At 33.0% G+C, this 26,657-nt stretch carries 25 protein-coding genes; 13 read left to right on the top strand and 12 right to left on the bottom strand.

Going from position 1 to position 26,657, the window contains the following annotated elements; genetic code table 11:
- Positions 1-10: 10 nt before the first annotated feature.
- Complete coding sequence (locus PXD56_RS09265) at positions 11-199, bottom strand: hypothetical protein (protein WP_276493053.1); 189 nt, start codon at positions 197-199, stop codon at positions 11-13.
- Between the two features lie 66 nt (positions 200-265).
- Positions 266-586 carry a winged helix-turn-helix transcriptional regulator gene (locus PXD56_RS09260; protein ID WP_276493052.1) on the bottom strand — a complete coding sequence of 107 codons (321 nt, stop codon included), beginning with the start codon at positions 584-586 and terminating at the stop codon, positions 266-268.
- Positions 587-702: 116 nt separating this feature from the next.
- Between PXD56_RS09260 and PXD56_RS09255 the strand changes: the two genes are divergently transcribed.
- Positions 703-1,215 (top strand): lactoylglutathione lyase family protein, encoded by a 513-nt coding sequence (locus tag PXD56_RS09255; protein ID WP_276493051.1) that lies wholly within the window; start codon positions 703-705, stop codon positions 1,213-1,215.
- A 78-nt stretch (positions 1,216-1,293) separates the two neighbouring features.
- On the opposite strand, the gene PXD56_RS09250 is transcribed toward PXD56_RS09255, so the two are convergent.
- From PXD56_RS09250 to PXD56_RS09240, 3 genes are all read right to left on the bottom strand, one after another.
- A complete protein-coding gene (locus tag PXD56_RS09250) occupies positions 1,294-3,102 on the bottom strand; it encodes a glycoside hydrolase family 2 protein (RefSeq protein ID WP_276493050.1) in 1,809 nt (602 codons plus the stop codon).
- A 394-nt stretch (positions 3,103-3,496) separates the two neighbouring features.
- Positions 3,497-4,348 (bottom strand): hypothetical protein, encoded by an 852-nt coding sequence (locus PXD56_RS09245; protein ID WP_276493049.1) that lies wholly within the window; start codon positions 4,346-4,348, stop codon positions 3,497-3,499.
- Between the two features lie 146 nt (positions 4,349-4,494).
- The gene (locus PXD56_RS09240) at positions 4,495-5,214 is read right to left on the bottom strand and encodes a DUF1853 family protein (protein WP_276493048.1); all 720 of its coding nucleotides are present in this window, start codon (positions 5,212-5,214) and stop codon (positions 4,495-4,497) included.
- Between the two features lie 481 nt (positions 5,215-5,695).
- Between PXD56_RS09240 and PXD56_RS09235 the strand changes: the two genes are divergently transcribed.
- From PXD56_RS09235 to PXD56_RS09225, 3 genes are all read left to right on the top strand, one after another.
- Positions 5,696-6,847 (top strand): vWA domain-containing protein, encoded by a 1,152-nt coding sequence (locus PXD56_RS09235; protein WP_276493047.1) that lies wholly within the window; start codon positions 5,696-5,698, stop codon positions 6,845-6,847.
- A 15-nt stretch (positions 6,848-6,862) separates the two neighbouring features.
- Positions 6,863-8,332, top strand: a complete 1,470-nt coding sequence (locus PXD56_RS09230) for a MoxR family ATPase (protein ID WP_276493046.1) — start codon at positions 6,863-6,865, stop codon at positions 8,330-8,332.
- A 213-nt stretch (positions 8,333-8,545) separates the two neighbouring features.
- Positions 8,546-9,694, top strand: a complete 1,149-nt coding sequence (locus PXD56_RS09225) for a Calx-beta domain-containing protein (RefSeq protein WP_276493045.1) — start codon at positions 8,546-8,548, stop codon at positions 9,692-9,694.
- An 83-nt stretch (positions 9,695-9,777) separates the two neighbouring features.
- Here the strand turns inward: PXD56_RS09225 and PXD56_RS09220 are convergent, their stop codons facing one another.
- The 3 genes from PXD56_RS09220 to PXD56_RS09210 all read right to left on the bottom strand — a co-directional run bounded on the left by PXD56_RS09220 (position 9,778) and on the right by PXD56_RS09210 (position 12,686).
- Positions 9,778-11,274, bottom strand: coding sequence for a sensor histidine kinase (locus PXD56_RS09220; RefSeq protein ID WP_276493044.1), 1,497 nt, complete (start codon positions 11,272-11,274; stop codon positions 9,778-9,780).
- Entirely contained in the window at positions 11,271-11,969 is a 699-nt protein-coding gene (locus PXD56_RS09215; RefSeq protein WP_276493043.1) for a response regulator transcription factor, read from the bottom strand. The genes PXD56_RS09220 and PXD56_RS09215 overlap by 4 nt, the downstream gene beginning before the upstream one ends.
- Before the next feature lie 231 nt (positions 11,970-12,200).
- Positions 12,201-12,686, bottom strand: a complete 486-nt coding sequence (locus PXD56_RS09210; protein ID WP_276493042.1) for a hypothetical protein — start codon at positions 12,684-12,686, stop codon at positions 12,201-12,203.
- Positions 12,687-12,973: 287 nt separating this feature from the next.
- Between PXD56_RS09210 and PXD56_RS09205 the strand changes: the two genes are divergently transcribed.
- From PXD56_RS09205 to PXD56_RS09195, 3 genes are all read left to right on the top strand, one after another.
- On the top strand, positions 12,974-13,759 hold the full coding sequence (locus tag PXD56_RS09205; protein WP_276493041.1) for a tRNA pseudouridine synthase A: 786 nt from the start codon (positions 12,974-12,976) through the stop codon (positions 13,757-13,759).
- A 27-nt stretch (positions 13,760-13,786) separates the two neighbouring features.
- Complete coding sequence (gene corA / locus PXD56_RS09200; protein WP_276493040.1) at positions 13,787-14,881, top strand: magnesium/cobalt transporter CorA; 1,095 nt, start codon at positions 13,787-13,789, stop codon at positions 14,879-14,881.
- Positions 14,882-15,069: 188 nt separating this feature from the next.
- Positions 15,070-15,612 (top strand): hypothetical protein, encoded by a 543-nt coding sequence (locus PXD56_RS09195; RefSeq protein WP_276493039.1) that lies wholly within the window; start codon positions 15,070-15,072, stop codon positions 15,610-15,612.
- Between the two features lie 73 nt (positions 15,613-15,685).
- On the opposite strand, the gene cysM is transcribed toward PXD56_RS09195, so the two are convergent.
- Both cysM and epsC read right to left on the bottom strand, forming a co-directional pair.
- Positions 15,686-16,570 carry a cysteine synthase CysM gene (gene cysM, locus PXD56_RS09190; RefSeq protein ID WP_276493038.1) on the bottom strand — a complete coding sequence of 295 codons (885 nt, stop codon included), beginning with the start codon at positions 16,568-16,570 and terminating at the stop codon, positions 15,686-15,688.
- Positions 16,563-17,354: a serine O-acetyltransferase EpsC gene (epsC, locus tag PXD56_RS09185; protein WP_276493037.1), complete on the bottom strand. Its 792-nt coding sequence runs from the start codon at positions 17,352-17,354 to the stop codon at positions 16,563-16,565. The genes cysM and epsC overlap by 8 nt, the downstream gene beginning before the upstream one ends.
- A 94-nt stretch (positions 17,355-17,448) precedes the next feature.
- Between epsC and PXD56_RS09180 the strand changes: the two genes are divergently transcribed.
- Positions 17,449-18,129: a DUF2461 domain-containing protein gene (locus PXD56_RS09180; protein WP_276493036.1), complete on the top strand. Its 681-nt coding sequence runs from the start codon at positions 17,449-17,451 to the stop codon at positions 18,127-18,129.
- Here the strand turns inward: PXD56_RS09180 and PXD56_RS09175 are convergent.
- Positions 18,118-18,525, bottom strand: a complete 408-nt coding sequence (locus PXD56_RS09175; RefSeq protein WP_276493035.1) for a glyoxalase — start codon at positions 18,523-18,525, stop codon at positions 18,118-18,120. The two genes, PXD56_RS09180 and PXD56_RS09175, sit on opposite strands and share 12 nt — an antisense overlap.
- Before the next feature lie 286 nt (positions 18,526-18,811).
- Between PXD56_RS09175 and PXD56_RS09170 the strand changes: the two genes are divergently transcribed.
- Complete coding sequence (locus PXD56_RS09170; protein ID WP_276472572.1) at positions 18,812-19,216, top strand: acyl-CoA thioesterase; 405 nt, start codon at positions 18,812-18,814, stop codon at positions 19,214-19,216.
- Here PXD56_RS09170 and PXD56_RS09165 read toward each other — a convergent pair.
- A complete protein-coding gene (locus tag PXD56_RS09165; RefSeq protein ID WP_276493034.1) occupies positions 19,213-20,502 on the bottom strand; it encodes a dipeptidase in 1,290 nt (429 codons plus the stop codon). The genes PXD56_RS09170 and PXD56_RS09165 overlap by 4 nt on opposite strands.
- Positions 20,503-20,644: 142 nt before the next feature.
- Here PXD56_RS09165 and PXD56_RS09160 point away from each other — a divergent pair, with 142 nt between their 5' ends.
- The 4 genes from PXD56_RS09160 to PXD56_RS09145 are packed head-to-tail and all read left to right on the top strand — an operon-like array spanning position 20,645 to position 26,654.
- Positions 20,645-22,405, top strand: a complete 1,761-nt coding sequence (locus tag PXD56_RS09160) for an ATP-binding protein (RefSeq protein WP_276493033.1) — start codon at positions 20,645-20,647, stop codon at positions 22,403-22,405.
- A 1-nt stretch (position 22,406) separates the two neighbouring features.
- A complete protein-coding gene (locus PXD56_RS09155; RefSeq protein ID WP_276493032.1) occupies positions 22,407-22,772 on the top strand; it encodes a response regulator transcription factor in 366 nt (121 codons plus the stop codon).
- A gap of 14 nt (positions 22,773-22,786) precedes the next feature.
- A complete protein-coding gene (locus PXD56_RS09150; protein ID WP_276493031.1) occupies positions 22,787-25,231 on the top strand; it encodes a HEAT repeat domain-containing protein in 2,445 nt (814 codons plus the stop codon).
- Positions 25,224-26,654 carry a glycosyltransferase family 2 protein gene (locus tag PXD56_RS09145; RefSeq protein ID WP_276493030.1) on the top strand — a complete coding sequence of 477 codons (1,431 nt, stop codon included), beginning with the start codon at positions 25,224-25,226 and terminating at the stop codon, positions 26,652-26,654. Before PXD56_RS09150 ends, PXD56_RS09145 begins: the two co-directional genes overlap by 8 nt.
- Positions 26,655-26,657 lie beyond the last annotated feature (3 nt).

Below are 26,657 nucleotides of genomic sequence, written 5' to 3'. Positions count from 1 at the left end.
GTTTAATGGGTTATTCAAGTTCTAAGTTATCTTGAAACTTATCTACTGAAACCCACTTAAATTGTATAGGAGACCAATCATCTTTACTTTCATACGAAGCGCTGTTCTTTAAATAAACGGTATCATCTTTAGTAAATACATGCTGCGTATCAATTACTTCTTGTGAATAGACTTTAGTAGGTTTCTTGTTTTTGATCAAACCGATATTTTTTTAATAAAACCCATAATTCTAAATTTTGTTGTGTTAACTATAAGTTAATTAGTTTTAAACTAGATTATTAGAGGTGTCTTTTGCTCCCCATGAATCTAAACTCAACAGAATATTTTTAAGCGATTTGCCACGCTTACTTAAGGCATATTCTACTTTTGGAGGTACTACAGGAAAAACCTCTCTAGTTATTAATCCGTCTTTTTCTAATTCTCTTACGGTTTGGGTAAACATTTTGTTTGATATACCTGGTACTTTTTTCTGAAGTACGCCTGATCGTAGCGCACCGTCTAAAAGATGAAAAAGTACAATTGGTTTCCATTTTGTACCAATTAAATTCATGGTATGGTCTAATGGACAATAATTTTTTGAACTCATATGAAATATAACTAACTATTAATCAGTAATTAACTCTTTTTGGTAACTATAGTACTTTTAGGTAAGTTATTGTCAATAAGGCAAATATAGATTTATTTTGTATTAAAATTAAAACTATGAATACAAATAAAGAGTACCCAAAATCATTTTCACATATAGGTATTACGGTTCCAGATTTAGAGAAAGCAGTAGCATTTTACGCAGAGGTAATGGGCTGGTATGTTATTATGAAACCGTCTAAAATCAAGAAAGAGAAAGAAACCGCTATCGGCTTAATGTGTATTGATGTATTTGGTGATGATTGGGAAGAATTTGAAATTGCCCATATGTCTACTTCTGATGGAATAGGAGTAGAGTTATTCTCTTTTCCTCACGGAGTAAAAGAAGCTCCGGAGTTTAACCCGTTTAATACTGGGTTGTTCCACTTTTGTATACAAGACCCAAATATTGAAGAATTAGTGGCTAAAATAGTAGCTTTTGGTGGTAAACAAAGAATGCCTATTCGTGAGTATTACCCAAAAGACAAACCATATAAAATGTGTTATGTAGAAGATCCTTTTGGTATTGTGTTTGAAGTGTATACACACAGTTATGAGTTAACGTATTCTTCTGGTGCTTATACCGGATAACACTATTTTTAAAATAAAAAAAGCGATTGATTACTACTAAATAATCAATCGCTTTAATTTGTTTAAGATTCAAAATCTTTATTTTTTATCCATATCTAGATAATACTCTTGTAACGTGAAAAAAGCTTTCTTTTTCATGCCTTGTTCAGAGATTAATCCTTTTCGGTTAAAATCATCTTGAATTCTACGTAGTGGACGCCTTGAGGAACGGAAATCCATTAGAATCCAAGGAGATAGACCAGCCATAAAATCGATATTTTTCATCATCTCAATATTCGATTTAAATAAGGCATCTTGGTATTCTTCGGTCCACCTTTCATTAGCATCGCCATGTAATCCGTATAAAGCACCTCCACCAATTTCACTCATGATCATTGGTTTATTGTAAGCACTTGCCCATTTGATACTACTACATGAATCCACATCGCCATAGTACCAACCGCAGTAATTATTAATACCGATAACATCAACAACTTCACCTAAAGGATCTTCTATTAAATTACCATCATCACCTTTGCCTTGTGTATCTAAAGCAGCGGTTATTAGCCTTGTGTTATCTAACTGACGTGCTTTCTTTGCCAAATTACCTATAAATGATAGTCGTGGTTCACTTTCTGGTGTTTCGTTTGCCATAGACCATAATACTACAGATGCTCTATTTTTATCACGAGAGATCATCTCCGTAAGCTGATTTTCAGCATTGGCGTAGGTATCTTCATTATCGAACTGAATAGTCCAATACACAGGAATTTCTGACCAGATTAAAAAGCCCATTTTTTCAGCTTCTTTCACCATTGCTTCGCTATGTGGGTAATGTGCCAAACGTAAAAAATTACAACCCAACTCTTTTGCCCAATTTAATAACACCTTACATTCTTCGACCGATACTACACGACCTGTTTTAAATGCTGCTTCTTCATGAATACTGATACCTTTGAGAAAGGTTTCCTTTCCATTAATCAATATTTTAGAACCGTCTGTGGTTACCGTTCTAAAGCCTATTTGATCTACAAGCTTTTCGGTAGTCGTTTCTACAAGTACTTCATATAACTTAGGAGAATCTGGCGACCATAATTTTGGTTTTGCATTAATGGTAAAAGATGCTTTGCCATCTTTTACAGTTGCTTTTGTAGATTTCTTTAGCTCAGGTATTTTTACATTAACAGTTGCGCCATCATTGGCATTTGCTACTGTTACCCATCCGTTAATAGTATTGGTAGTGCCTTTTGCTAATTGAAGGGAATAATCATCAATATGCGTTTTAGGTACATTTATTAAGTGAACAGACCTTGTAATACCACCGTAGTTCCACCAATCTTGGTTTACGGTTGGTACATTTTCTTTTTTACGTTTGTTATCCACTTTTACTACAACAAAGTTGTTACCTTCAACAAGCTTATCGGTGACATTGAATTGAAACGGAGTGTAGCCACCAACATGTTTTCCTATTTTTTCGCCATTCAAATAAACGATTGCTTCGTAGTTTACGGCTTCAAAATATAAAAAGCTTTCTTGATTTGGAGTAGGAGTAAAGTTGAAATCTTTCTTGTACCATAACGTACCTTCATAATAGTACAATTTATCCATTTGTGTGTTCCAATCTCCTGGAACGTCTAATTGTAGACTGGTGTCAAAATTATATTCTATTAGGTCTGATGGTGATTGCATTTTGGCGTTCTTAAAATATCCTTTATCATATTCTTGCAGTCTATGATTATAGAATCCGTTTTCTAATGGATCCACGATAATATCCCATTTACCGTTTAATGATGTTTTTTCTCTAGCATCTATATTCTGTAGTAAATCTGCATATGTAGTTTCTTGTGCAGTTATTGAAATACTGAATAAAATAAAAAATAGTAATGTAATGTTGTTTAAGCTTTTCATTGGATAAGCTGAGTTTTTAGAGTTAGAATCGAAATTTACCGTTTTAATTAAAAACAGGGGAATGTTTTTTAAAAACAAATTTGAATTTAACTTTTACCTACTAATAATTGAGATTTTTTACTAATCTATTAGATAAAGAACATGATCTACAAAGAGAGCTAAATACAGGTTTTAAGGTGGCTTAAATTTTTACTGTTGTTGTATAAAATTTAGTGATTTGTAAGTAGCGTTAAGTGAAAAGTAGTTAACTTTTGATTAAGCACTTTACCAAAACTTTTTATTTTGTTTTTATTTTTTCATTTTTAAAGCTAAATCAAAAAGTTTTGGCGGACACCTAAATAAACACATACCTTAGCTTAAAGCCTGAATCAATTATAGCAATTGTTGTATGCAGCTATTTTTCAGTTTCTTTTTGTTCTTTAGATTCCTCAATTGCTTTTTCAACAACATTTTCTTTTTCTTCAGTTGCCGATGATGTTTTAATCTTACTTTCCCTATATTCTTGACTTGGCCAAATTTTATCTAATTCTGCTTCAAGAAGTTCATTTAATTGTAAACAACATTCATAAGATTGCAGAAAGTATTGAACCGTAACAGGTAAAAATACATCGGTATTTAATCTAGCCATTACACCTGATTTAGTTCGGTATATTTCATTTGCTATTCCATTATTATGAATATGAATATCTCTTGTGGCTTTTAGTTCAATATACTTATGAAAAATTGGGTTTTCCAATAAATTGACACCGACATATTTGTTAAATTCATCAGCATAATCTTTTGGTGATTTATAAGCTATATCATTCAGAATACTATCAACTATATATAATTTGATTTCCTCTAGCGATTTTGCATTAAGCGCCTTTTCAACATCAATTTTTCTTTTGTTAGGTATTTTGTTTGGGTATTCTATCAATATTTTTCGTAAAATATCATTTAAGAGAGTTTCCATTAATGTGACCAATTTTAGAATACCATCAATTGGTAACTTATCTAAAGCTAATAATTGATAGCGTTCAATTAATTCTTGTTTAGTATAATTCCGAGTATGGTTTATTAAAGTATTGTCCGGTCGAAGTCCAACAGGATAAGTAATTGGTATTGTTTCTGATTCCTCACTTTTTACGGACTCAATAAACTTTTCATATGAAATATATGTTAATTGAGCCATTTCTCCTTGAAGAAATAAAACAATCCTTGAATTATTAATCATTTCGTTAAGTCTATCGCCAAATGGTTTTTCCATAGTTTATTTTAATTGCATACAACGTACGATTATGTGCACAATTACACATATCTCAATTTTAAAAGTAATCTAATTCGTACTCAATATAAAACCTAATTCTTAACAGTTATAAACAAATAGTTAAGGATTTTTTTTAATCTTTAAATTCACCACCACACCACAAAACACTTTTCAAATTCAATATCGCTTTTCTTTATCCAAACCATAGGAGAGCTGTTGTTTTCAAGTCTTTCTTCAATTATTTCAATAACAGCATCGTGAGAAACCCATAGTACTTCTTCAAAAGGATGAAACACCCACTCACTTTTGTTAGGAATATAGAACTTGTAATCTACAAATTCAGGAGTATTGAACTCCGCCATTCCTAGCCAGTAACCCACAATGCAATGGGAGTTTATTGGTGATATATCTAAAGATGCGTTTTTATAGGGTTGAAACAATTGCGCTTTATAACAAACTTGTTGTTTTACTTGTGTAGCATCTATTCCTTTATCTAAGAGTGCAGCACTACCAATTTTGGTATGTATCAGTGAAAATTGATTGTTCTTAATTTTCTCTAGCTTTTTATAAAATGCATCACTTACATTTGGTCCGATTAATTGATGAATAGGGTTTTCAATTGCGGTGTCAATCAAGTAAAACTTATAAGTGAGTTCAACATGAATCAATTTTCTGGTGGCTATTTCGTTGACTATAAAGTCTATCTCTCCAATTGTCTGTTTTCCGTCTCTAATTGGCATATTATGTAATAACACCTCATATGCATCACTTTCATCTAATAACTGCTTACATACATATTCCATTTGATGCCCCAACCGCAATTTCTCTGGAATAGCTATCGGAGTAATCTCATTCAAGTCTACCACAGGAAACTCAAATTGCCTAACGCCAAACTGTACACCTTTCCAAATTGGTGGCGTAGCTAAAAAGCTTTTGAGTTGGTTAATAGTTGTTTGTTCTTTATTGATGATCTTTTGTTTAGTTGATGGTTGTCTATTTTTCGTTAATTGTTGCTCGTTGGTTATTAGTTGTTCGAAAATTAAATTGTACCAATATTCGGTGACTGAGCGTAGCCGAAGTTACTTCATTATAACGCTATGCCCAAAACGCAATGCGCAATGCTCGGAGCGCTTTTCGCCAATCGCCGTTTGCCTTTCACTTTTCTTCAGGAGCTATCCTAAAGAGAGAAGTGCACAGCGTATTGCGACCAGCGACCAGAGTCTAGCGTCCAACTCAACACGAACAACCAACAACTAAAAACCAACAACCAACAACCAAACTTAAACAACAACGTTAACATTTCTTAAATACCAACGACATCCAACGTAAAAGTGTTAATTTTATAAGATGGCTATGAATGAAAGAAAAGGGTTTCGCTTTAAAACTTATGAAGCACCCGAACAATCGATTTTTGATAAGCTGTTTGATATTTTTCAAGAGCTTATTACACATACTTCTGGAGACTTTGACGAGGCTATAGATTGGTTACGTGAATTGGATAAGGAATATGAACTTACAACCGAAGATTATACTATTGATGACTTTATTGAAGATTTAAAGGCTAAGGGCTACATACGCGAAGAGTTTAAAGATGGTGGTGGTGACGGGCAAGATGGTGAAGAGGGTTCTGGTGGCGGAGATATTTCCATTACCGCAAAAATGGAACGGATTATACGACAACGTGCGTTAGACCAAATTTTTGGTAAACTAAAAAGGAGTGGTTCTGGTAATCATAAAACGGGTAAATCTGGTCAAGGAGATGAACATACAGGTGACCTTAGAGAATACCGTTATGGTGATGGTCTAGAAAACATATCTATGACAGAGAGTATTAAAAATGCTCAAATTAATCATGGTATGGGTAGTTTTCAATTAAGTGAAGAAGACCTAGTTGTAGAAGATACGCAGCACAAAGCGCAGATGAGTACTATACTAATGATAGATATTAGTCATAGTATGATTTTGTATGGTGAAGATCGTATAACTCCCGCTAAAAAAGTGGCTATGGCGTTGGCAGAATTGATTACGACTAGATACCCAAAGGATACTTTAGATATTCTGGTATTTGGTAACGATGCCTGGCCAATACCTATTAAGGATTTACCGTATTTAAAAGTAGGTCCGTATCATACCAATACCGTTGCCGGTCTACAATTGGCTATGGATATGCTTCGTAGAAAGCGTAATACCAACAAACAGATTTTTATGATTACAGATGGCAAGCCAAGTTGTCTTCGTATGCCAGATGGTACGTATTACAAGAACAGTGTTGGTTTAGACGATTTTATTGTGGAGAAATGTTACAATATGGCAAGGCAGGCACGCAAACTACACATACCAATTACCACATTTATGATAGCTCAAGATCCTTATCTAATGCAGTTTATTCGCCATTTTACAGAGGCAAATAAAGGCAAGGCATTCTTTACGGGATTAAAAGGATTGGGAGAAATGATATTTGAAGATTACGAAGCGAACAGAAAAAAAAGATTGAAATAAGAATAAGAAAATTTTATGAAATTAGATTATAAAAATATACATACGTTAGGGGAGCTTAAGACTGCCGGATACCAATCAAAAAGCGTAAAAGACGAATTACGTGACAATCTTATAGACAAGATTAAGAAAGGTGAAGATGCTTTTACGGGAGTTTGGGGTTATGAAGATTCTGTAATACCTGAATTAGAGCGTGCTATTCTTTCTCGTCATAACATTAATTTATTAGGACTTCGTGGTCAAGCGAAAACCCGTTTGGCGCATTTAATGGTGAATCTATTAGATGAATATATTCCGGTAGTAGAAGGTTCAGATATCAATGATGATCCTATGAAGCCTATGTCTAGATATGCGATGGAATTAATTAAGGAGAAAGGCGACGATACTCCTGTTTCTTGGATGCATAAAGACGAACGTTTTGCTGAAAAATTAGCTACACCAGATGTTACCGTGGCTGATTTAATTGGTGATGTAGATCCAATAAAAGCGGCTAACTTAAAATTATCTTATGCAGATGATAGAGTAATCCACTTTGGTATGATACCGCGTGCCAACCGTTGCATTTTTGTAATCAACGAGTTGCCCGATTTACAAGCACGTATACAAGTGTCATTATTCAATATATTGGAAGAAGGTGATATTCAGATTCGTGGGTTTAAATTAAGGTTACCTTTAGATATACAGTTTGTATTTACGGCAAACCCTGAAGATTATACCAATAGAGGTAGTATAGTTACTCCGCTAAAAGACAGAATTGGATCTCAGATATTAACACATTACCCAGACGATATTGAAATTGCTAGAAAAATTACCGAGCAAGAGGCAAAATTAGATGTTCGCCAAACAGATGCTGTTTATGTGCCAGATTTAGCAAAAGACTTATTAGAGCAAATTATTTTTGAAGCTAGAGATAGTGAGTATGTAGATGCTAAAAGTGGTGTAAGTGCACGTACCAGTATTACTGCTTTTGAAAACTTGTTAAGCACTGCAGAACGCAGATCATTACTGAATGGTGGTGATAGTACTATGGTTCGTTTAAGTGATTTCTTAGGAATTATTCCTGCAATTACCGGTAAAATAGAACTGGTATATGAAGGAGAGCAGGAGGGAGCAGATGGTGTAGCGGCTATATTGATAGATGATGCCGTAAAAACTCTATTCCCAAAGTATTTCCCTAAAATTAATAAGTTGGAACGTAAAGATGAAGAAACCGTTTATGATGAACTATTGCATTGGTTTTTTCAAGGTGAAGGTTTTGAATTATTAGATGATTTTACAGATGAGGAATACAAACGTGCTTTAGATAGTATACCTGCATTGAACCAGCTCTTAAAAGACCATCAGCCAGATTATGATGCTAAAGATGCATATTTCTTAAAAGAATTGTTGTTATGGGGATTGGTTTCTTACAAGAAATTGAATAAACAACGTTTTACAGATGGGTTCGAGTTTAAAGACCTCTATAGCAGTTTCTTAAAAGATATTTAATAATAAAAAGCCCTTTCAATCCTGAAAGGGCTTTTTTATGAAATTTAATTACTAAAATTTTAAATGTGTTTATGTGTTGATATACAGATTATTATATTATGATTTGTAAGATTTTACTTTCTTATGTATTTTATTACGGTTTTCGCTTATAAACCTATTAACATACCTTTAACCTAAGATTTAATATAACCATTAATTAATTTAAGCATTATTATGAAAAAACCTCTGATGTATTTATCAGTTGCTGCTCTATTATTTTCGTGTACTAAAACAGAAGAAGTAGAAGTAGAAAAATTAGTTGAAGTGCCAACTGCAATCGATTTGTCAAAAGTGTCGCTTGCTTCAAGTGCATCTATGACTACAGAATCTGATGAACAAGTAATTATTATTTCTGCAGCAATTGAAGCTGCACAAGAAGAAACTGTAACAATACAGTTAAATTTTGCAGGTTCAGCAGCCCTAAATTCTGACTATTCTGTTAGCTCAAGTTCAATAACTGTTCCTGCAGGAGAATTAACCGGTACAACAGAACTTACTATAATTTCTGATGGCGTATTTGAAAGCGGTGTAGAAAATATCGTTATTAGTTTAGCAGAATTACCTAATACAATTACACCAAGTGATAATGGAAGTTTTGTACAAATTGATATTACAGACGGCGAAGCTTTATTAGGTTTTGAAACTTCATCTATTACTATTGAAGAGAATTCATTTTATACCCTGAACTTTAATTTAAGTAAGCCTTTAAACGAAGATATAGTAGTTTATTATAGTAGTGTTACTGAAAACAGTAATTACGCTGTTGAGGGTAATGGAGAATTAATTATTCAAGCAGGTCAATCTTCAAAGTCGGTTACGGTTGACGCCAATGATGGTCGTATAACAGCTTCAGATGAAAAAAGTATTGTTGTAACTATAAATGGCGTGGAAAATGATGATGTTACTATAGGATCAAATGCTAGTATTGCAATAACAACTACTGAAATTGATGAAGGTTTACAGATATCCAGTACATGGTCTACACAAAGTGATTTATTTGAATTAAGAGTTACTGATTCTAACGGTAATACGGTTGAATCTGCATCATCTTTTAATGCAGGTAGTGAATCTTTATTTATTAACAAATTAGATTTCTCACCATTAACAAATGGAACATATTCTATAGAATTGATTGCTTATCTATTTGATGGTTTAACTTCCGAAACGGTGACTTTTAATTTCTTAGATGAAGTTGGTGGTACCTATGGTGGTCCATATACATTTATTGCAAATAATAGATTTGTAGATGGAAACATAGAAGTATTTGAACTACAGGTTTTAGATGGTGTTTATACCATTACTCAAACAAATACTTCTAATTAATAAAAGAAAATATAATTTTATAGTATAGAAAAGCCCTATCCGTATTTGGATAGGGCTTTCTCTTTTTCATAGCAAAGTTAAATTCATTGCAATTGATAAGTGGGCAGTTTAAAAATAAAAGAACTTCCTTCATAGGGTTTACTTAAAACTACTATGGTAGTGTCATGTAAATCCATTATTTTCTTTACAATCGCCAAACCAAGACCCAAACCTCTTTTTTGAGTATTCTTGTCTACCTGCTTATATCTGTCAAATATAAATGGCTGATCGTTTACCGCAATTCCAGTACCTGTATCTGTAATATTAATTTCTATTTGTTTGCCCATTTTAATTAGGCTTAAGGTAACCTTTCCGTTTGGTTGGGTATATTTAATAGCATTTTCAATTAAATTCTGTAGTGCTCTTTCTACCAAACCTATATCAGCATAGACCATGCAGTTTTCTTCAGGGTTTTCTAACTGAAGCTTTATTTGTTTCTGTTCTGCCAATATTTTGAATTTGGCAATCAAATCATGAGAAAGCTCTGTTATAGAAAATGGCTCTTTAATGGGCGTTACTTGTTCTGCTTCTAATTTGGAATATTCAAACAGTTGATTGATTAAACTTGAGAGCTTATCTATATTATTATGGGTAATTTCTAAATATTCCTCTTTTTGACTTTCGGTAAGTGAATCTTTTTTAATCTGTAATGTTTCTATATAACCTTTTAAAACAGCCAACGGTGTACGTAGGTCATGAGACACATTGGCAATTAGTTCTCTACGTAAATTATCAACAGACTTCATCTTGTCCATATTATCAACGATTGTGTCTGCCATTTCATTGAAAGATAAAGCCACCACTTCAATATCAGATTGTTCTGGGTTTTCTATTCTAATATCTAAATCGCCTTCTTGAAACTTTCGAACTGTTTGGGTAATTAGCCTAAGGTTTTTAGTTAAAAACCAAATACTTAACATTCCTATTAATGCTGCAAATAGCATTGTTAATATAATTGCCCCAATACTCAGTTTTGTAAAATAAGAACTAAAAAGACTATCGCTAATAAGTGCTAATTCTTTGCCTGCAACGATTATATAAATAAATCCTTCATGACCATCAATAGAGAATGGAGCCGCAGAGAATATATTTTGTTCTTTTGCATTCAATGGGTCATCTCCCAGAACAAATTCTTCGCCTTTTGTTTCGATAAATCTTTCAATTGGCTCCAAAGCTACCGATTTCATAGGTTCGTTTTCATTATGCTCTAAAACTACGGAGTATAATATATCACCAGACTTATTCAGCAGATAGACTTCAATACCGCGATTAACGGCCATCATATCGTGCATTAAATCTCCAAATAGTTCTTTGTTTACACTGCCATCCTTTAAAAAAGGTGCTGCGTTTTCAAATTTTTCCTGTATTACATGATCAGCAACATTTGCATTCATACGCTGTGTAATAGCTTGGTTGTAATCCAAGGTCAGGTAACCTGTAATGAAAACATATGATGCACCCATTAAGATGATTAGAAATATAAAAGCTATCCAAAGTTTCTTTATCAGTTTAGGAGTAAGGGTTTTACCGTTGTTTATCATGCCATTATTTCTTCATTAAATTTATAACCAACGCCCCAGGTAGTTAGTATATAGTTTGGGTTAGCCATATCTGATTCTATCTTAGCTCGTAATCTGTTAATATGAGAATTTACAGTATGCTCGTAGCCTTCAAAATTATAGCCCCAAATAATATTTAATAGTTCTGTTCTAGTGTAGTTTCTTCCTGGGTTAGATGCCATAAGAACCAAGAGTTCAAACTCTTTTGGCGATAGTTCTATTTTGTAATCCCCTAAAACTACTTTTCGTTTATCAATATCTATTTTTAGTCCCTCTGCAAGAATTATGGAGGTATCTTCTTGTTGCTTTTCTACTTTATTGGTACGTCTTAATACTGCTTTTATACGAGCCAATAACTCTCTAATGCTAAAGGGTTTTGTCATGTAATCATCCGCACCAATTTCCAGACCTAAAACCCTATCGATCTCTTCAGATTTTGCGGTGAGCATTATTACCGGGGTGTTTTTTGTTGCTCGTAATTTTCTACAAACTTCTACACCATCTAGACTTGGTAACGTAAGGTCTAATAGTATTAGTTCAAAATCATTTTCTAAGGCTAATTGCAGTCCTTCATTTCCATCCATAGCCATAGTAGTTTCATAGCTGACATCAGATAAATGAAGTTCTAAAAGTTTAATGATTTCAGGATCATCCTCAATAATTAATATACGTTTCATAGTCAATTACGAATTAAGAAAAAAAGTATCACAGAAAAATCACATTGTAAAGAAAATAGTCTAAAACAAGATAATTTTGCTTCGTAATTGGTCGTGTAAAATTTTGATAATTACATGGTCACCAAATAATTATTCTGTTTTGTTTTAATTTTTTTAATGAAAAACCACAAAATACTATGCAAAAAAAAACCTCGATAATTTCTTATCGAGGTTTATATATGTTTCTGATTTTTAGTTGTTCCAGTGATCTACATGTTGGTTCATATCGTCAAATATGTAGGTGCCTACCATTTCTTTTCTATAAACTATGGCTAACAATGTTACCAGTAATAGAATAGCATAAAGTGCTAACATGACATAACCCAAAGGTAAAAATGTGCTTGGTATCAAATGATTTTCAAAATCTGAATAGCTAGTTAAAACTATCATCGTATCTACCATTTTATAAACGTATACCAATGACACTGCATAAAGTGCATACTCTAAAGTTCTCATTGGTGGATCGCTTAGTTCATTCTCGCTAATTTTAAACCATAGTACGTATAGAAATACAAAGTGAATGATCGATAAAATTGGGAAGAGATAATTTTCAATTTTGAAAAAGTAAAACTTATTGGTGTATAACCCGTAAAAACTAAAAATATTCAATAAAAAAAGTACAACAATAGATACAATTAATGTTCGCTTCCAGGTCAGTAATCCTTTAATGGCATTCATAAAATATAGTTTTCAAGGGTTCAGGCGAACCATAGTTTCGTTGCAATTACGGGGAAGCTGTGGTAATAGATAAAACAATTCGATAAACGGTTAACTTCGTTGTTCAAGTCCTTGATTTTAAGTCTACCATACCCTAATATTACTATAAATTCTATTAATTAACAATAAAATACTTATAATTAAATTGTAAGGGTGTATAGTACTATTACCACCTTAAAAGTTGCTATTATAGCAATTCAATGAAACTGTGTATTTACTTATGTATATAATGTAATTACATTTACATTATGAAGAAACAGCGTTTTTGTTATTTGGTACGACTGCAGTATTTAGGTTTTAGATTTAATGGTTGGCAGGAACAACCAAAGCTTAAGACTATTGTAGGTATGCTGAATAAGACATTTACCTTTTTATACCCAAACGCTCCCTATAAAATTTTGGGTGCCGGTAGAACCGATTCTAAGGTTTCCTCACTTGACGGAGCTTTTGAGCTTTTTGTTGAAGAACCTATTTCAAATTTAGATTCTTTCTTAGAAGATTTTAATTACAATCTACCATCAGATATTAGGTTGCTTTCCATAAAGCCTGTTGATCAACATTTCAATATTATAAAAGATAGCAAGACCAAAGAGTATCATTATTTTTTTTCTTTTGGAAAAAAGAATCACCCGTTCAGTGCTCCTTTTATAACTAACTATATAGATAGGCTTGATTTAAATTTAATGAAACAGGGTGCTTCTTTATTTGCTGGTACGCATGATTTTAGTGTGTATACCGCATCATTAAAGCCAAATACCATTACCGTGCGCGAAATTGATTCTTGCTCTATTATAACTAATAATATTCTTACAGCTAATTTTTTTCCTGAGCAGAGTTATATTTTAAAGGTTGTAGGACGCGGTTTTATGAGATATCAAATTCGTTTGATTATGGGGGCTTTGGTACAATTGGGTAAAAATGAAATTACCTTAGATGAAATCAAAGAATCTTTAGTTACGGGGTCAACTCATAAGCTGAATACCATTGCCCCAGGATCAGGCTTAATTTTAAATAAACTTGATTTTAATAATTAGATTTTACTTTATCAATATAAATTGTTCATGGCTACAAACAAGAAGCATAACTTTCCAAGAAGGAAAAAGAAAAAATCTCGCCAACAATATAAGCTAGGCAAAGCTCCAGGAACCATAAGTTATATGGGTGATAAGGAGCGGAGTGATAGTATCATTTATAGTACTACTTACAATGCCAATGAATTCGAATCAAATGCGTTTGTAAACTTAGACCAGTTTTTAGCCGAAGAACATTCAGATAAAATTAATTGGGTAAACGTTGTTGGTATTACCGATGAGCCTTTTATAGAAAAGCTAGGAAAACATTATAACCTAAACCCTTTGGTACTTGAAGATATTGTTAATACTGAGCAGCGACCTAAAATTGATGAATATGAGGATTATATTTTTGGAATATTTAGAATGCTCTACATTTCTGAGCAAGATGAAATTATAGGGGAGCATATTGCTATTGTTTTACATGAAAACACCGTCTTGGTTTTTCAAGAGGTAAAAGCTGATGTTTTTAACGGATTGCGTGATCGAATTAGCGGTAAGCTAGGTCGTATAAGAAGTAGGGGAGCAGATTACTTATTTTTTGCATTGCTTGATGCCATTGTAGATAATTATTTTTTAGCCATTGAAAACCTAAATAATCGGATAGAGAATTTAGAGGAAGATGTGTATCAAAACCCTGAGCCTATAGTAGCTCAAAATATTCAGCAGTTAAAAAAGGAAATTTTAAAGATTAGAAGTTGGATATATCCTGTTAAAGAATTGATAAGCAGGTTAATAGATTCTGAAAATCCTAGAATTACAAAAGACACCAAATTATTTTTACGAGATGTTTTAGATCATGCCATAGAAATTAATGAAAGTTTACAGATTTACCGTGAAATGTCTATGAGTTTAATGGAAATGTACATGAGTAATATGAGTAATAAAATGAACGAGGTCATGAAGGTATTGACCATAATGGCATCTATTTTCATTCCTTTGACTTTTATTGCCGGTATCTACGGTATGAATTTTGACCATATGCCAGAACTCCACTATAAATATGGATACTATGTTGTTTGGGCGGTAATGATCTTTCTTTTTGTTGGAATGATGATTTATTTTAAAAAGAAAAAATGGCTATAGTATCATATTCCTATTAGTTGATTAGTTCTTACTGGTCTTGTTTTTCAATACCAAATCCATTAATTATTAATTTTTATGGGTTATTGGTTTTTACCGTTTTCAGATATCTTGCCAATATCTAAAATATTAGATATGAGGGACTTAATATTGAATTATTTAAGTCAAAAAATTAATTTAAAAATTTATATATGAAAATTAGAAGTATGTATATGTCAATTGCTGGACTGTTACTAATAACAGGAACTGTATTGGCACAAGAGAAAAATCAAGAAGTATTGGATACTAAAATATCTAAATCTTATACGGTAAACGATGGTAGCAAATTAGTAAAGAATACTGTTGAGATTACTACAAAACGTTTAAATACCATAGAACGCTCAAAAGAAGATGAAGGCAAGGTAGATCAAGATAGGGTAGTAGATAGTGTATCAACCATTATTAAAACAGTAAATATAGATAATGACGATGATGATGCCTTTGATGAGAAAATAGTGTTCAGTTATGAATCTAAAACCCCTGAAGATTTTGTTTTAGTTTCTAAAAATGATGAATTGGTAGTAGCAATGAACGAAGGCGAGAATTTGAAGGTTGTTGAAAATATTAGCCTTAAGAGTAAAAAGATGATGAACGATAAAACTACATATGTATTTACCAATGAACATGGTGAAAACTTAGAGTTTTTGGTTGAAGAATATAGTAAGCCTGACGAAACAATGATGTTAGAAAAATAATCTTCCAACATTTTAGAATATAAAAAAGAGCCGATAAAACGGCTCTTTTTTTATTTATATTATAGTCTATAATTTAATTGAACAAGTTTGATGATAGATAACGATCGCCGCGATCACAAACTATAGAAACAATAACACCATGGTCTATTTCTTGTGCTAAGCGCAAAGCTACGGTAGCAGCACCACCACTGCTCATTCCTGAAAAAATACCTTCTTCTTTTGCCAACTTTCTTGCCATTTCTTTTGCTTCAATCTCAGATACTTCCATAATGCGATCTACTTTCTTTGCATCGAAAATTTTAGGTAAATACTCTTGTGGCCATTTGCGAATGCCCGGTATGCTAGCATTATCACCAGGTTGAACCCCTACAATTTGTATATCGCTATTTTGCTCTTTTAAATAGGTAGAAGTACCCATTATTGTACCTGTGGTGCCCATTGCAGAAACAAAGTGACTTACTTTACCTTCAGTATCTTTCCATATTTCTGGTCCAGTAGTATTATAATGTGCTTTCCAGTTATTTGGATTGCCAAATTGGTTCATCATTATATACCCATCATTAGTAACTTTTTTTTCTGCATAATCACGTGCACCTTCAATACCAACGTCAGAAGAAGTTAAGGTAACTTTGGCACCATAAGCTCTCATGGTTTGTACACGTTCTATTGTAGAATTTTCAGGCATTACCAATTCAATGTCAAGACCATAAACGCCGGCAATCATTGCTAATGCTATTCCGGTATTACCACTAGTAGCTTCTATTAATTTATCATTGGCGGTAAAATCTCCATTATCAAAGCCGGTTTTGATCATGTTGTAAGCGGCGCGGTCTTTTACACTGCCACCCGGGTTATGACCTTCCATTTTAAAATAAACGGAAACATTTGGGTTTGTATTTAATACTCTTGATTTAACTAGCGGTGTATTACCAATTAAGGATAGTAATGAATTAGACATGGGGTAAGGTTTTTATTTTAATTTCTGGTGTATGAAATACTGTTGAGTGTGGCGCTACAGATGCGGTTATCCAAGCGTTACCACCAACAATGCTATTAGCGCCAATTATGGTGTCTCCTCCTAAAATTGTGGCATTGGCATATATAGTTACATTGTTTTCAATGGTAGGGTGTCGCTTGGTCTGTTGTAAATTCTTAGCAACAAAGAGTCCGCCCAAAGTAACACCTTGATATATTTTAACGTCATTTTTAATAATGGCAGTTTCACCGATTACAACGCCTGTGCCGTGATCTATATGAAAAGATTTTCCTATTTGAGCACCAGGGTTGATATCAACACCTGTTTGTCTATGTGCGTATTCTGTCATTAAACGGGGTACTAACGGAAATCCGGTTTTATAAAGTTCATGTGCCAATCTATACACGGAAATGGCGTAAAAACCTGGGTATGCCATATATACTTCCTCAATAGATAAAGAGGCAGGGTCACAGTTTACGGTTGCTTCTGCGTCTAAATTTAGACTTTCAAGAACTATTGGTAATTTCTCTACATAATTCTCCCAAACCTTTTTACAAGGTTTATCACTTTCCCAACATGCCAAGTCTACAAGTTCATCAAACTGCTGTTCTAACTTATCTAGACTTTCAGCAACTGGGGTTTCAATATCAAATAACATATAAAAAAGAAGGTCCGTAAATTTCTCGGTATTCTTTTTTAAACGAAATCTTAAATTCGGTTGTTTTTTGTGGGTATTAATCTTTTCGATTATAGATCGATGGTCCATGTGTCTTCATTAGTTCATCAAAATTAACCAAATAAGTAAAAGTACTTCTCTTCTTATGGTTAACTTTAGCTTAAAATCACAACAGCTAAGTCGAATGTTAGAAACGAATATTACAAAAAGTACATTTCAATTTTTAAATAAATTGAAGAACAATAATAATAGAGAGTGGTTTACCGAACATAAAACTGAATTTAAAGCAGAAGAAACCAAAGTAAAAAGCTTTTTTAATCATGTGCTTGACCAACTAAAAGCACATGACGAAATTGAAAAATTAAAAGTTTTTAGAATTTATAGAGATGTTCGGTTTTCTAAAAATAAAACGCCTTATAAAACTCATCTTTCAGCTTCTTTCGCTAGAGCGGGAAAACACCGCAGAGGCGGTTATTATATTCAGATAGCGCCAGGCAACAGTTTTATTGCTACAGGGTTCTGGAATCCTGAAAAAAATGATTTGCTACGTATAAGAAAGGAGTGGGAGATAGATACCACAGACCTAACCGATATTATAGAGGACAAAAAGTTCCAATCTATTTGGGGAGAACTAGTTGGTGATGAATTAAAAACGGCACCAAAAGGTTTTGATAAAGAAGACCCTAATATTAAATTTATACGCAAAAAACAAAACATCTTCGTAAGAAACTTTACGGACAAAGAGGTATTGTCAGATGATTTTGCAAATACGGTAAATGAAAGTTTTGTAGCTATACGCCCTTACTTTGATTTAATGAGTAATATTCTAACCACTAATTTAAATGGCGAATCTTTATTGGACTAAATCATATTTTTCAAAATATTGAATTTGATCTTGAATTCTTTTTACGACCATATTCATCATTCTTTTATTTAGGGCAGAAGAGTTTTTAATATATAACTCGTATTCTTCTACGGTAAACTGACCAATGATCATTCCTTTTAAAGAGTTTCTGAACTTGATATCTTTTTGTATTGATTTGGCAATATAATCCATGCGTTTATCAATCTTTAGCTCGTAAAAGCTATTCTTCATTTTATTGATATAGTTCTGGTAAGATGCTAGGAGTAAATCGTTTTGTAGCTTTATTATTGGGCGTAATGTCTGGTTTTGAAACCTTTCATCATCACTCATATTGGGCATTATTTTGGCAGAGGCAATTAAAGGGCGTATAGATTGCAATTTCTGTGTCCTGTCCATTATATTTTGATTTTACCTAAAGGTACATATTAGATAAAATTGATATTTAACCCTTGTAATAAGTTTTTAACCTGTTATGAACAATTAAGCTAAACTTTCTACATTCAAAAAATAGTGTATAAAATTAGCGTTCTAATAATTCTGTTAAGCAACAATTGTTAATATGTAAGTTATTAAATACGCAATTGTTACAATTGGTAAATCGGTCTGCTTAGAATGACGAAATAGTAGTATTGAAAATTTTTAGACCTAACTTTGCATAGTAGAATTTCAAAATAATAAAGCTATGAGATTTCATACTAGAAAATTAGTTAAGCCAGGTGATTTAAACTCTAACGGTACATTGTTTGGAGGTAGGTTATTAGCTTGGATTGATGAAGAAGCGGCCCTTTATGCCATTATTCAGTTAGAAAATGGTAAAGTGGTTACTAAATATATGTCAGAAATTAATTTTATGAGTGCCGCTGTAAAAGGTGATGTCATTGAAATTGGTATTGAGGTAGTTAAATTTGGTAAAACCTCATTAACCTTAAATTGTGAGGTGCGTAATAAAATGAACCACGAAACTATTGTTACCGTAGATAACATTATTATGGTTAACCTTGGTGAAAACGGTAAGCCTGCGGCACATGGTAAAACAAAAATAGAATTTGTAAAAGACAGACTAGCGGCAATGGGTGAAGATAATTAACTTTCACCCATTTCTTTTGCAACTGCCTGTACATCATCAAGTACACGCATAAGGTTACCACCCCATAATTTTGCTATTTCTTCTTCAGAATATCCTCGTTCTACAAGTTCTAGGGTTACATTAAAGGTTTCAGAAGCATCGCTCCAACCTTCAATACCACCACCGCCATCAAAATCAGAACTTATGCCTACATAATCAATACCTATTAGTTTTACCATGTAATCTATGTGGTCAACAAAATCACCAACGTTTACAGCCTCTGGTGCATCAGTTTTAGTAGCAACTAATTCCTTACCTATTTTTAAAACCTTCGGGTAATTATCCATAAAAGCTTCTTTTTCGGTATCGGATAAACTTGAGAATTGAGAACGTTCATACCAAGTAATGTTCAAAGAATCGGCTACTTGTTGATATATCGATTTCATATATGCTGCTCTAGCTTCATGCTTTTCTGTATTTAAATAAGAACTGAAGGCTACGGTTTGTACAACTCCACCATTTTCTTTCATCAATAATAATTGCTCGTCATCTAAATTTCTACTATGGTCACATAAAGCTCTTGCTGATGAATGAGAAGCTATAATTGGTGCTTTAGACAAGGCTATCATTTGTTTCATGGCTTCTTTTGATGGGTGAGAAACATCTACCATAATACCCAATTTATTCATTTCAACTACCGCTTGCTTTCCTAAATCACTTAAACCATTATGTAACCAAACATCATCGGCTTCACCTGTGTTAGAATCAGAAAATTGACTATGACCATTATGTGCCAAGGAAATATAACGGGCACCTAAATCATGGTAAGTTTTAAATTGGGACATATCCGTACCAATTGGGTAGGCATTTTCAACACCGATCATGGCCGCTTTTTTTCCGGACTCAACAATTCGTGTTACATCTGCAGAAGTTAATGCTAATTCTATATCATCAGGAGCTATTTCTTCGCATAATTTATGAATAGCATCAAATTTAGACATGGCGTTCTCTTTTGCCTTGGCATAACCCTCATCTGTAAGTGTATCTTGACCGGTATAAACAATCAACCAAGTGACATCTAAACCGCCTTCTTTCATCTTTGGTAAATTAACTTGAGAATCTAGCTTCTGACTGTAATTTACACTATCTGTGAAGTTTTTAATATTGATGTCATTATGGGTATCTATAGTGATAACATCATCATGAATTCTACGTGCTTTTTCAAGTGTAGTTTCTTCAATTTTCTCTTTTTTTTCTCCGCAAGAAATTAAGGTTGTAAAACACAAAAAATAGATAAGCTGTTTCATATAGTAAGTTTAGACCTACAATTTAAGTGTATTCACAACAAATAACCACCCTTTGAGAACTTTTTATTGTTCACACAACTGTATTGATGCATTTTTAAGTAATTATAAATAACAACCCCCTTAAACTAAAGAATACCTATTTATGGCAATTTCAAAATCTAAGGATTTACTTGGTCAATTATCTCAATTAGAAAGAACTGTGAGCGAGTTCTCTTTTGAAGAATTAAATACCAATGATGCTAATGAGTTAAAAGACTCTTTTAATTCATTTAGAAATAGTTTGGAAAAACATATTTATAGCCCAAAAACTGCGCAAATTGCACATAAGAAAAATGAAACTTTTGATACTGTTAAAAAGGAGGTTTCTGAGAAGCAGTTTATAGCCAACGTTAGCCATGAAATTAGAACACCATTAAATAGTATTATAGGTTTTGCCAATCTTTTAAAAGAAGAAAAGCTAACGCAAGGCCAGCATAAAAAGGTAAATGCCATACAATTTGCATCTAATACACTATTAAATCTTATTAATGAAGTTTTAGAATATTCTAAAATTTCTTCTGGTAACACAAATTTTGAGTCTGTTGAATTTAACCTACATAGTTTACTTAAAGATGTTATGTTTTTATGTGAGACTTTAATTGTAGATGGCAAAGTTGAATTATTAATTGATATAGATGAAAACGTGCCTAAAATAGTTAAAGGTGACCCATCTAAATTATCTCAGGTCTTATTAAATCTTTTAGGAAACGCCGTAAAATTTGTTGATAGGGGATATATAAAACTAGAGGTATTTACGAAACAGAGAAATGACAATGAGTTTCTTGTTGAATTTTCAGTTGCCGATACCGGTATTGGCATAACTCAAGAAAAAATCGATACAATTTTCAACGGGTATACCCAAGCGGAAGATGATACTGCTAAAAAATATGGCGGTACCGGACTTGGATTAACGATTACCAAAGAAATTATAGAGAAACTTAACGGTGAAATTGAAATTGATAGTACTGTAAATAAAGGTACTACGGTAAGATTTAGAATGCCATATACCTTAGGCAAAACAACTAAGGCTCCTATCAACAAATTACAGAAATCGACTGATAAAATAGACAGTGAGTTGTTGGCTGGTACTGAAATATTGGTATTTGAGGATAATAAAATGAACCAACACTTAATTGTTGAACAGCTGACCCAATGGGGCTGTACCGTTCATGCTGATATAGATTTGGATAAAGGCTTGTATTTACTTTCCTCTAGAAAAATCGATTTAATTCTGATGGATTTAAAAATGCCAGGTCAAAACGGATTTGAGGTATCTAAAGCCATTAGAGATCACAAGAATTCAAGAGTAAATTCTGTTCCCATTATTGCATTTAGTGCAGATTTTACGGAACAGGATAGCAAAGACTGTAAAGAAATAGGAATTAATGATTTCCTATTAAAACCATATACCCTAGATAATTTGTTGAATATCATTTTAAAAAATAAAGAGATCAAAAATGAACAAACAGATTTCTCATCAATACTACAGAAACCTATGATAGAACCTAAAGAGACCACGGTTTTAGATTTGAACCATCTAATGAAAGATTGTTTTGGAGAAATAGATATGTTAAATGAGTTGGTGAAGTTGTTTAAACTCAATGCCATTGAATTTATAGGCAACGTAAAAATTCATTTAAAGACCCAAAACTTAAAAGAAGTTGCCTTGTCTGCCCATAAGCTAAAAGCTGGGTTTGCAATGATTAAAGCAGAAGGCATGCGAAACTTAATTATTGAGCTAGAGAAGAGTTGTAAAACCAATCAGCCTGAAAAAGTTGAAGAATTATATGAAGTGTTCTTGAGTGATTATCCAATATTGGAGGATAACATAAACAAGAGTTTAGAACTAATGAACAAGAAGTAAGATGGGTAAAAGTGTACTATTAGCAGATGATGACCAACTTTTAGCTTCCTTATTAAATTTTAGGCTGAAAAAAGGCGGCTATTCAGTACATCATTCAGCCAACGGAAAAGAAGTAAAAGAATATTTAAAAAATGAAATGCCAGATATTATTGTGAGTGATATTATGATGCCCTATTGTTCAGGTATCGAACTCATAGATTATGTGCGCAACGAACTAAAATCTAAAACACCTATCATAATTATTTCATCGGCAGGTAATGAACAGAACGTTCTAACTGCTTTTGAGCTAGGTGCAAATGATTTCATTACTAAACCAGTAAGTCCAACAGAATTATTAGTACGCATTGCAAGAGAGATAAATAAATAACTAAAGATTATAATTTGTTGATTCCCCCAAATCAAATTAAAATATCGCTGATTTCCGCACCAGAATTCAATTTAGAATATCTGTGGTGGCTGACAATACTGTTTTTTGTATTGGCAGTAATTTACTTTGTAGGTGTTTTTGTAATTAGAAACAGAATTACATCTAAAAACAGCCGTACAAAAGACAAGAAGGTCGAGTTTTCCCCAATGATTAATGAATTTCTCTTCTATGAAGATTCAAATACAAAGGAGGAAAAAATGAATTACCTAAATCTAAAAGTTCAAATAAGAGAATTGATCAAGAATAATTTTGATCGAGATGTACTCACTGAGGTAATATTAGATTTAAGAAAAGATCTTTCAGGTAGCTCACAGTCAGTTCTTATTGATTTATATCAAGATTTAGGGCTGCATAATGATGCATATGAGAAACTTAGAAGTGGTAAATGGCAGGTGGTCTCTAGCGGGATTTTAGAATTGACTACTATGGAAGTAGAAGATTCATACGGATTAATCATAAAATTCATAAACCATAGGCAAAGCACAATTCGTAAACAAGCTGAAATTGCAGTAGTTAACCTTAAAGAAGAAGGTATAAAGTACTTTCTTGATAATACAAAGTATAAAATTGCCGAATGGCAACAATTAAAGCTTTTAGATGTACTTAGACATAAACCAAATTATACCCCTCCACAATTTGCTCTTTGGTTAACGTCTACCAATACCCACGTGGTATTATTTTCTTTACGATTAATAAAATATTATAACCAAAACGAAGCTGAACAATCCATTATAACGTTGTTAAAGCATAAAAAACGTGAGATACAGGCAGAAGCTATTGAGTGTATCAAAGGTTTTCATTTTGTAAATGCTTTACTGACTTTAAAACTTGTGTACACCAAGGCAAGCCATGACATTAAAATAGCCATTTTAGATGCTATTGGTGAGTTGGGAACAACCGCAGAAGTTCCTTTTTTAGAAAATTTACAGCTAACGGAACGCAATTTCAATATTAAGAGTAAAGTCATAGGAACATTAAATAAAATTGATCCTGAGAGAATATTACCTACTAAGAATATAGCGACTTCAGATTTTTATGATGTTGAATTAGAAGATTTAACGCCTAAAGTGGAAAATGATGCAGTTGATATTCTAGAAGAAGTACCGTTACATGATACCATAAATGAAATTTCTACTGAAATAGAAATAGATGTTGAAGGCTTAAAAGATTCAACTGAAATAGTTTCAAGTGATGAAAGTGAAGAATTAGACCATCAAAACAAAGAAACAATTATTGAAGAGTTGGTTGATGAAGATTTACCAGAAGAAGAACCCATTGAGCAAGAAGTTCTTTTAGTGGATTCATTATCTAAACCAGTAACAGAATTAGAATCAAAGATAGAATTAGAAGCGGAACCAAAAGTTCAGCAAATAGATATAAATAAAGTGAATTCAATAGATGATATCGATTTAAGCTTTTTACCACATATTAAAAGCGACGACTCCATAACCGAAAATATAGAAGCGACTACAACCAAAATTAACCCTGTAGTTGAAACTGAACATGAGGAACAACATAAGGAAGATCTTTCTTTAAATTTCCTTCCTTTTGTGGTGGAACAAACCTCCGTTGAAGAGGAAATATTGACCTCTGAAAAGGAAGACCTTGAACTAGCATTTGTTTTAGATGATGTATCTATTCAAGAAGAGCAAGAGGAAAAGTCTAAATTGAATACCAATAAGGGTCCGGAAATAATGATTGATGAAATTGATTGGTCTTCTGTTCATACAAATACCGAAGAGCAAACTGAAGTTATCATTAAAGACGCAGATAAAAAAGAAGCAATGATCTCATTTGAAAATGATGGTATCTCTTTTTCTCCAAATTTCATGCGTAAAAAGGAACTTGATGCCATGGTTCTGTTAGAGAACATATCAGAACTTGGCGACTGCCGTGAACTTATACTTTTATACCAAATCATTGAAGAAAACAATTCTGATGTAGTTGTAAATAGGGCTAATGAATTGATTCAAAAATTCTCCTACCAATCTCCTCGTCCAAACGAATTGTTCTCAAATGACAACGACCTTACCAATAGTGTTTTTGCAGAAGTATACCATCTTGCAGATAAAGAGACTAGACATATGTTGTTAGATGAAATGATGGTAGTAGGTGATAGTAAAGAAATAGAGTTACTTGAAAGTATTTTAGAATCTGGGTCAAAATCCCTTGTTGCAAAAGCTACAGAAGTTTTGGAGCATATAAAGACACAATCTGCTCTTGATATAGAAACTACTAGTACTTCTATAGACGAAGATTCCATTTTTAATCTAGATTTTGAACTAGAATTAAATGAGCCTGCTGAACAAAAGAATATTGAGCCTAGCGAAAATGGTTCTACATTGTTTGATCAGTTATGTTCCATGTCCAATTCTTTATACAACAAGTTAAATGGATAGTGAGCTATTTGGTGTGGTACTCGAATACATCAATTTTGTATTCTTTGTATTTACCATAATTCTGTTTATCCTGTTTTCTCTAATGGCATATTTCTCTACAAGAAATTCGCTTCATTATAGAAATAAGAACAGCTTTACAGATATATCCAAAATAATGGCTTCCCCATTAGCTCCTACCATAACGATCATTGCACCTGCGTACAATGAAGGGTTAACAATTGTAGAAAACATTCGTTCCTTATTATCGCTCCAATACGTTAATTATGATGTAATGGTGGTTAATGATGGTAGTAAAGATGACACTTTACAGAAACTTATAGATTCATATGACCTAGAGAAAATTGATATAAAAATGGACCCGGATTGGAAATCTAAACCAGTTCGTGGAATCTATAAATCTAAGAACAGGGCTTTTGAAAAACTAACCGTAATCGATAAAATGAACGGTGGTAAGTCTGATGCTCTAAATGCCGGTGTATCATTGTCTACCAGTAAATATGTAGGTTGTATAGATGTTGATTGCCTTTTACAACCAGACGCTTTGTTACATGTGGTCAAATCATTTTTTCAGCGCTCAAAGAAAAGGGTTATAGCAGTTGGCGGTGTTATACGCGTAGCTAATTCTTGTGTTATTCAAGGTGGTCAGCTAGAAGAAATCAGGTTGCCTACAAATTGGTTGGCAAGATTTCAATTGTTAGAATATACTCGTTCTTTTATTCTAGGTAGAATGGCTTGGGGTAGAATAGACAGCCTGCTCATCATCTCTGGTGCATTCGGGTTTTTTGAACGTGAAATAGCATTGGCCGTAGGTGGTTACGATACCAATACCGTTGGTGAGGATATGGAAATTGTTTTCAAAATGCGTCGGTATATGCATGATAGAAAAGAACCTTATACCATTGAATATATTCCAGATCCGTTATGTTGGACAGAAGTTCCTGAAGACCTTAAGATTTTAGTAAACCAAAGAGACCGTTGGGCTCGTGGTAATCTAGAGACATTGTTTAAGCATAAAGACATGTTGTTCAATTCTAAGTATGGTAGATTGGGCTTGTTGAGTTATCCCTATTGGTTTTTCTATGAATGGCTTTCCCCGTTATTAGAGTTTTTTGGTTTTTTTACCATTTTGCTATTTGCTTATTTAGGTATTCTTAACTGGGAATTCTTTCTCATGATTACCCTGGCCATATTCCTGTTTTCTATCATGATTTCTTTCTATGCCATTCTGTGGGATGTGTATTCATATAATCAATACAGAAAAACAAAAGACATTTTAATATTAATGGGCTTGGCAATTTTAGAGCCATTCATTTTTCACCCTATTGTAGTATATGCTGCGGTTAGGGGTAACTATAAAAAATTATTCAAGATAAAATCTGGTTGGGGATCCCAAGTTAGAAAAGGTTTTGCAAAAGCATCCTAATAA

Source organism: Maribacter zhoushanensis (genome assembly GCF_029350975.1).
Classification (GTDB): domain Bacteria; phylum Bacteroidota; class Bacteroidia; order Flavobacteriales; family Flavobacteriaceae; genus Maribacter; species Maribacter zhoushanensis.
Note: the sequence above shows the minus strand (reverse complement) of the source record. Positions and strands in the feature narration are given on the sequence as shown.

What these genes read in the sequence shown, in the direction of transcription:
- PXD56_RS09245 (WP_276493049.1), bottom strand. Translation starts at nt 4,348, where the DNA reads ATGGAAAAACCATTTGGCGATAGACTTAACGAAATGATTAATAATTCA.
- PXD56_RS09250 (WP_276493050.1), bottom strand. Translation starts at nt 3,102, where the DNA reads ATGAAAAGCTTAAACAACATTACATTACTATTTTTTATTTTATTCAGT.
- PXD56_RS09145 (WP_276493030.1), top strand. Translation starts at nt 25,224, where the DNA reads ATGGATAGTGAGCTATTTGGTGTGGTACTCGAATACATCAATTTTGTA.
- PXD56_RS09260 (WP_276493052.1), bottom strand. Translation starts at nt 586, where the DNA reads ATGAGTTCAAAAAATTATTGTCCATTAGACCATACCATGAATTTAATT.
- PXD56_RS09195 (WP_276493039.1), top strand. Translation starts at nt 15,070, where the DNA reads ATGAAAATTAGAAGTATGTATATGTCAATTGCTGGACTGTTACTAATA.
- PXD56_RS09175 (WP_276493035.1), bottom strand. Translation starts at nt 18,525, where the DNA reads ATGGACAGGACACAGAAATTGCAATCTATACGCCCTTTAATTGCCTCT.
- PXD56_RS09155 (WP_276493032.1), top strand. Translation starts at nt 22,407, where the DNA reads ATGGGTAAAAGTGTACTATTAGCAGATGATGACCAACTTTTAGCTTCC.
- corA (WP_276493040.1), top strand. Translation starts at nt 13,787, where the DNA reads ATGGCTACAAACAAGAAGCATAACTTTCCAAGAAGGAAAAAGAAAAAA.
- PXD56_RS09205 (WP_276493041.1), top strand. Translation starts at nt 12,974, where the DNA reads ATGAAGAAACAGCGTTTTTGTTATTTGGTACGACTGCAGTATTTAGGT.
- PXD56_RS09170 (WP_276472572.1), top strand. Translation starts at nt 18,812, where the DNA reads ATGAGATTTCATACTAGAAAATTAGTTAAGCCAGGTGATTTAAACTCT.
- PXD56_RS09220 (WP_276493044.1), bottom strand. Translation starts at nt 11,274, where the DNA reads ATGATAAACAACGGTAAAACCCTTACTCCTAAACTGATAAAGAAACTT.
- cysM (WP_276493038.1), bottom strand. Translation starts at nt 16,570, where the DNA reads ATGTCTAATTCATTACTATCCTTAATTGGTAATACACCGCTAGTTAAA.
- epsC (WP_276493037.1), bottom strand. Translation starts at nt 17,354, where the DNA reads ATGGACCATCGATCTATAATCGAAAAGATTAATACCCACAAAAAACAA.
- PXD56_RS09235 (WP_276493047.1), top strand. Translation starts at nt 5,696, where the DNA reads ATGGCTATGAATGAAAGAAAAGGGTTTCGCTTTAAAACTTATGAAGCA.
- PXD56_RS09160 (WP_276493033.1), top strand. Translation starts at nt 20,645, where the DNA reads ATGGCAATTTCAAAATCTAAGGATTTACTTGGTCAATTATCTCAATTA.
- PXD56_RS09165 (WP_276493034.1), bottom strand. Translation starts at nt 20,502, where the DNA reads ATGAAACAGCTTATCTATTTTTTGTGTTTTACAACCTTAATTTCTTGC.
- PXD56_RS09180 (WP_276493036.1), top strand. Translation starts at nt 17,449, where the DNA reads ATGTTAGAAACGAATATTACAAAAAGTACATTTCAATTTTTAAATAAA.
- PXD56_RS09210 (WP_276493042.1), bottom strand. Translation starts at nt 12,686, where the DNA reads ATGAATGCCATTAAAGGATTACTGACCTGGAAGCGAACATTAATTGTA.
- PXD56_RS09230 (WP_276493046.1), top strand. Translation starts at nt 6,863, where the DNA reads ATGAAATTAGATTATAAAAATATACATACGTTAGGGGAGCTTAAGACT.
- PXD56_RS09225 (WP_276493045.1), top strand. Translation starts at nt 8,546, where the DNA reads ATGAAAAAACCTCTGATGTATTTATCAGTTGCTGCTCTATTATTTTCG.
- PXD56_RS09215 (WP_276493043.1), bottom strand. Translation starts at nt 11,969, where the DNA reads ATGAAACGTATATTAATTATTGAGGATGATCCTGAAATCATTAAACTT.
- PXD56_RS09255 (WP_276493051.1), top strand. Translation starts at nt 703, where the DNA reads ATGAATACAAATAAAGAGTACCCAAAATCATTTTCACATATAGGTATT.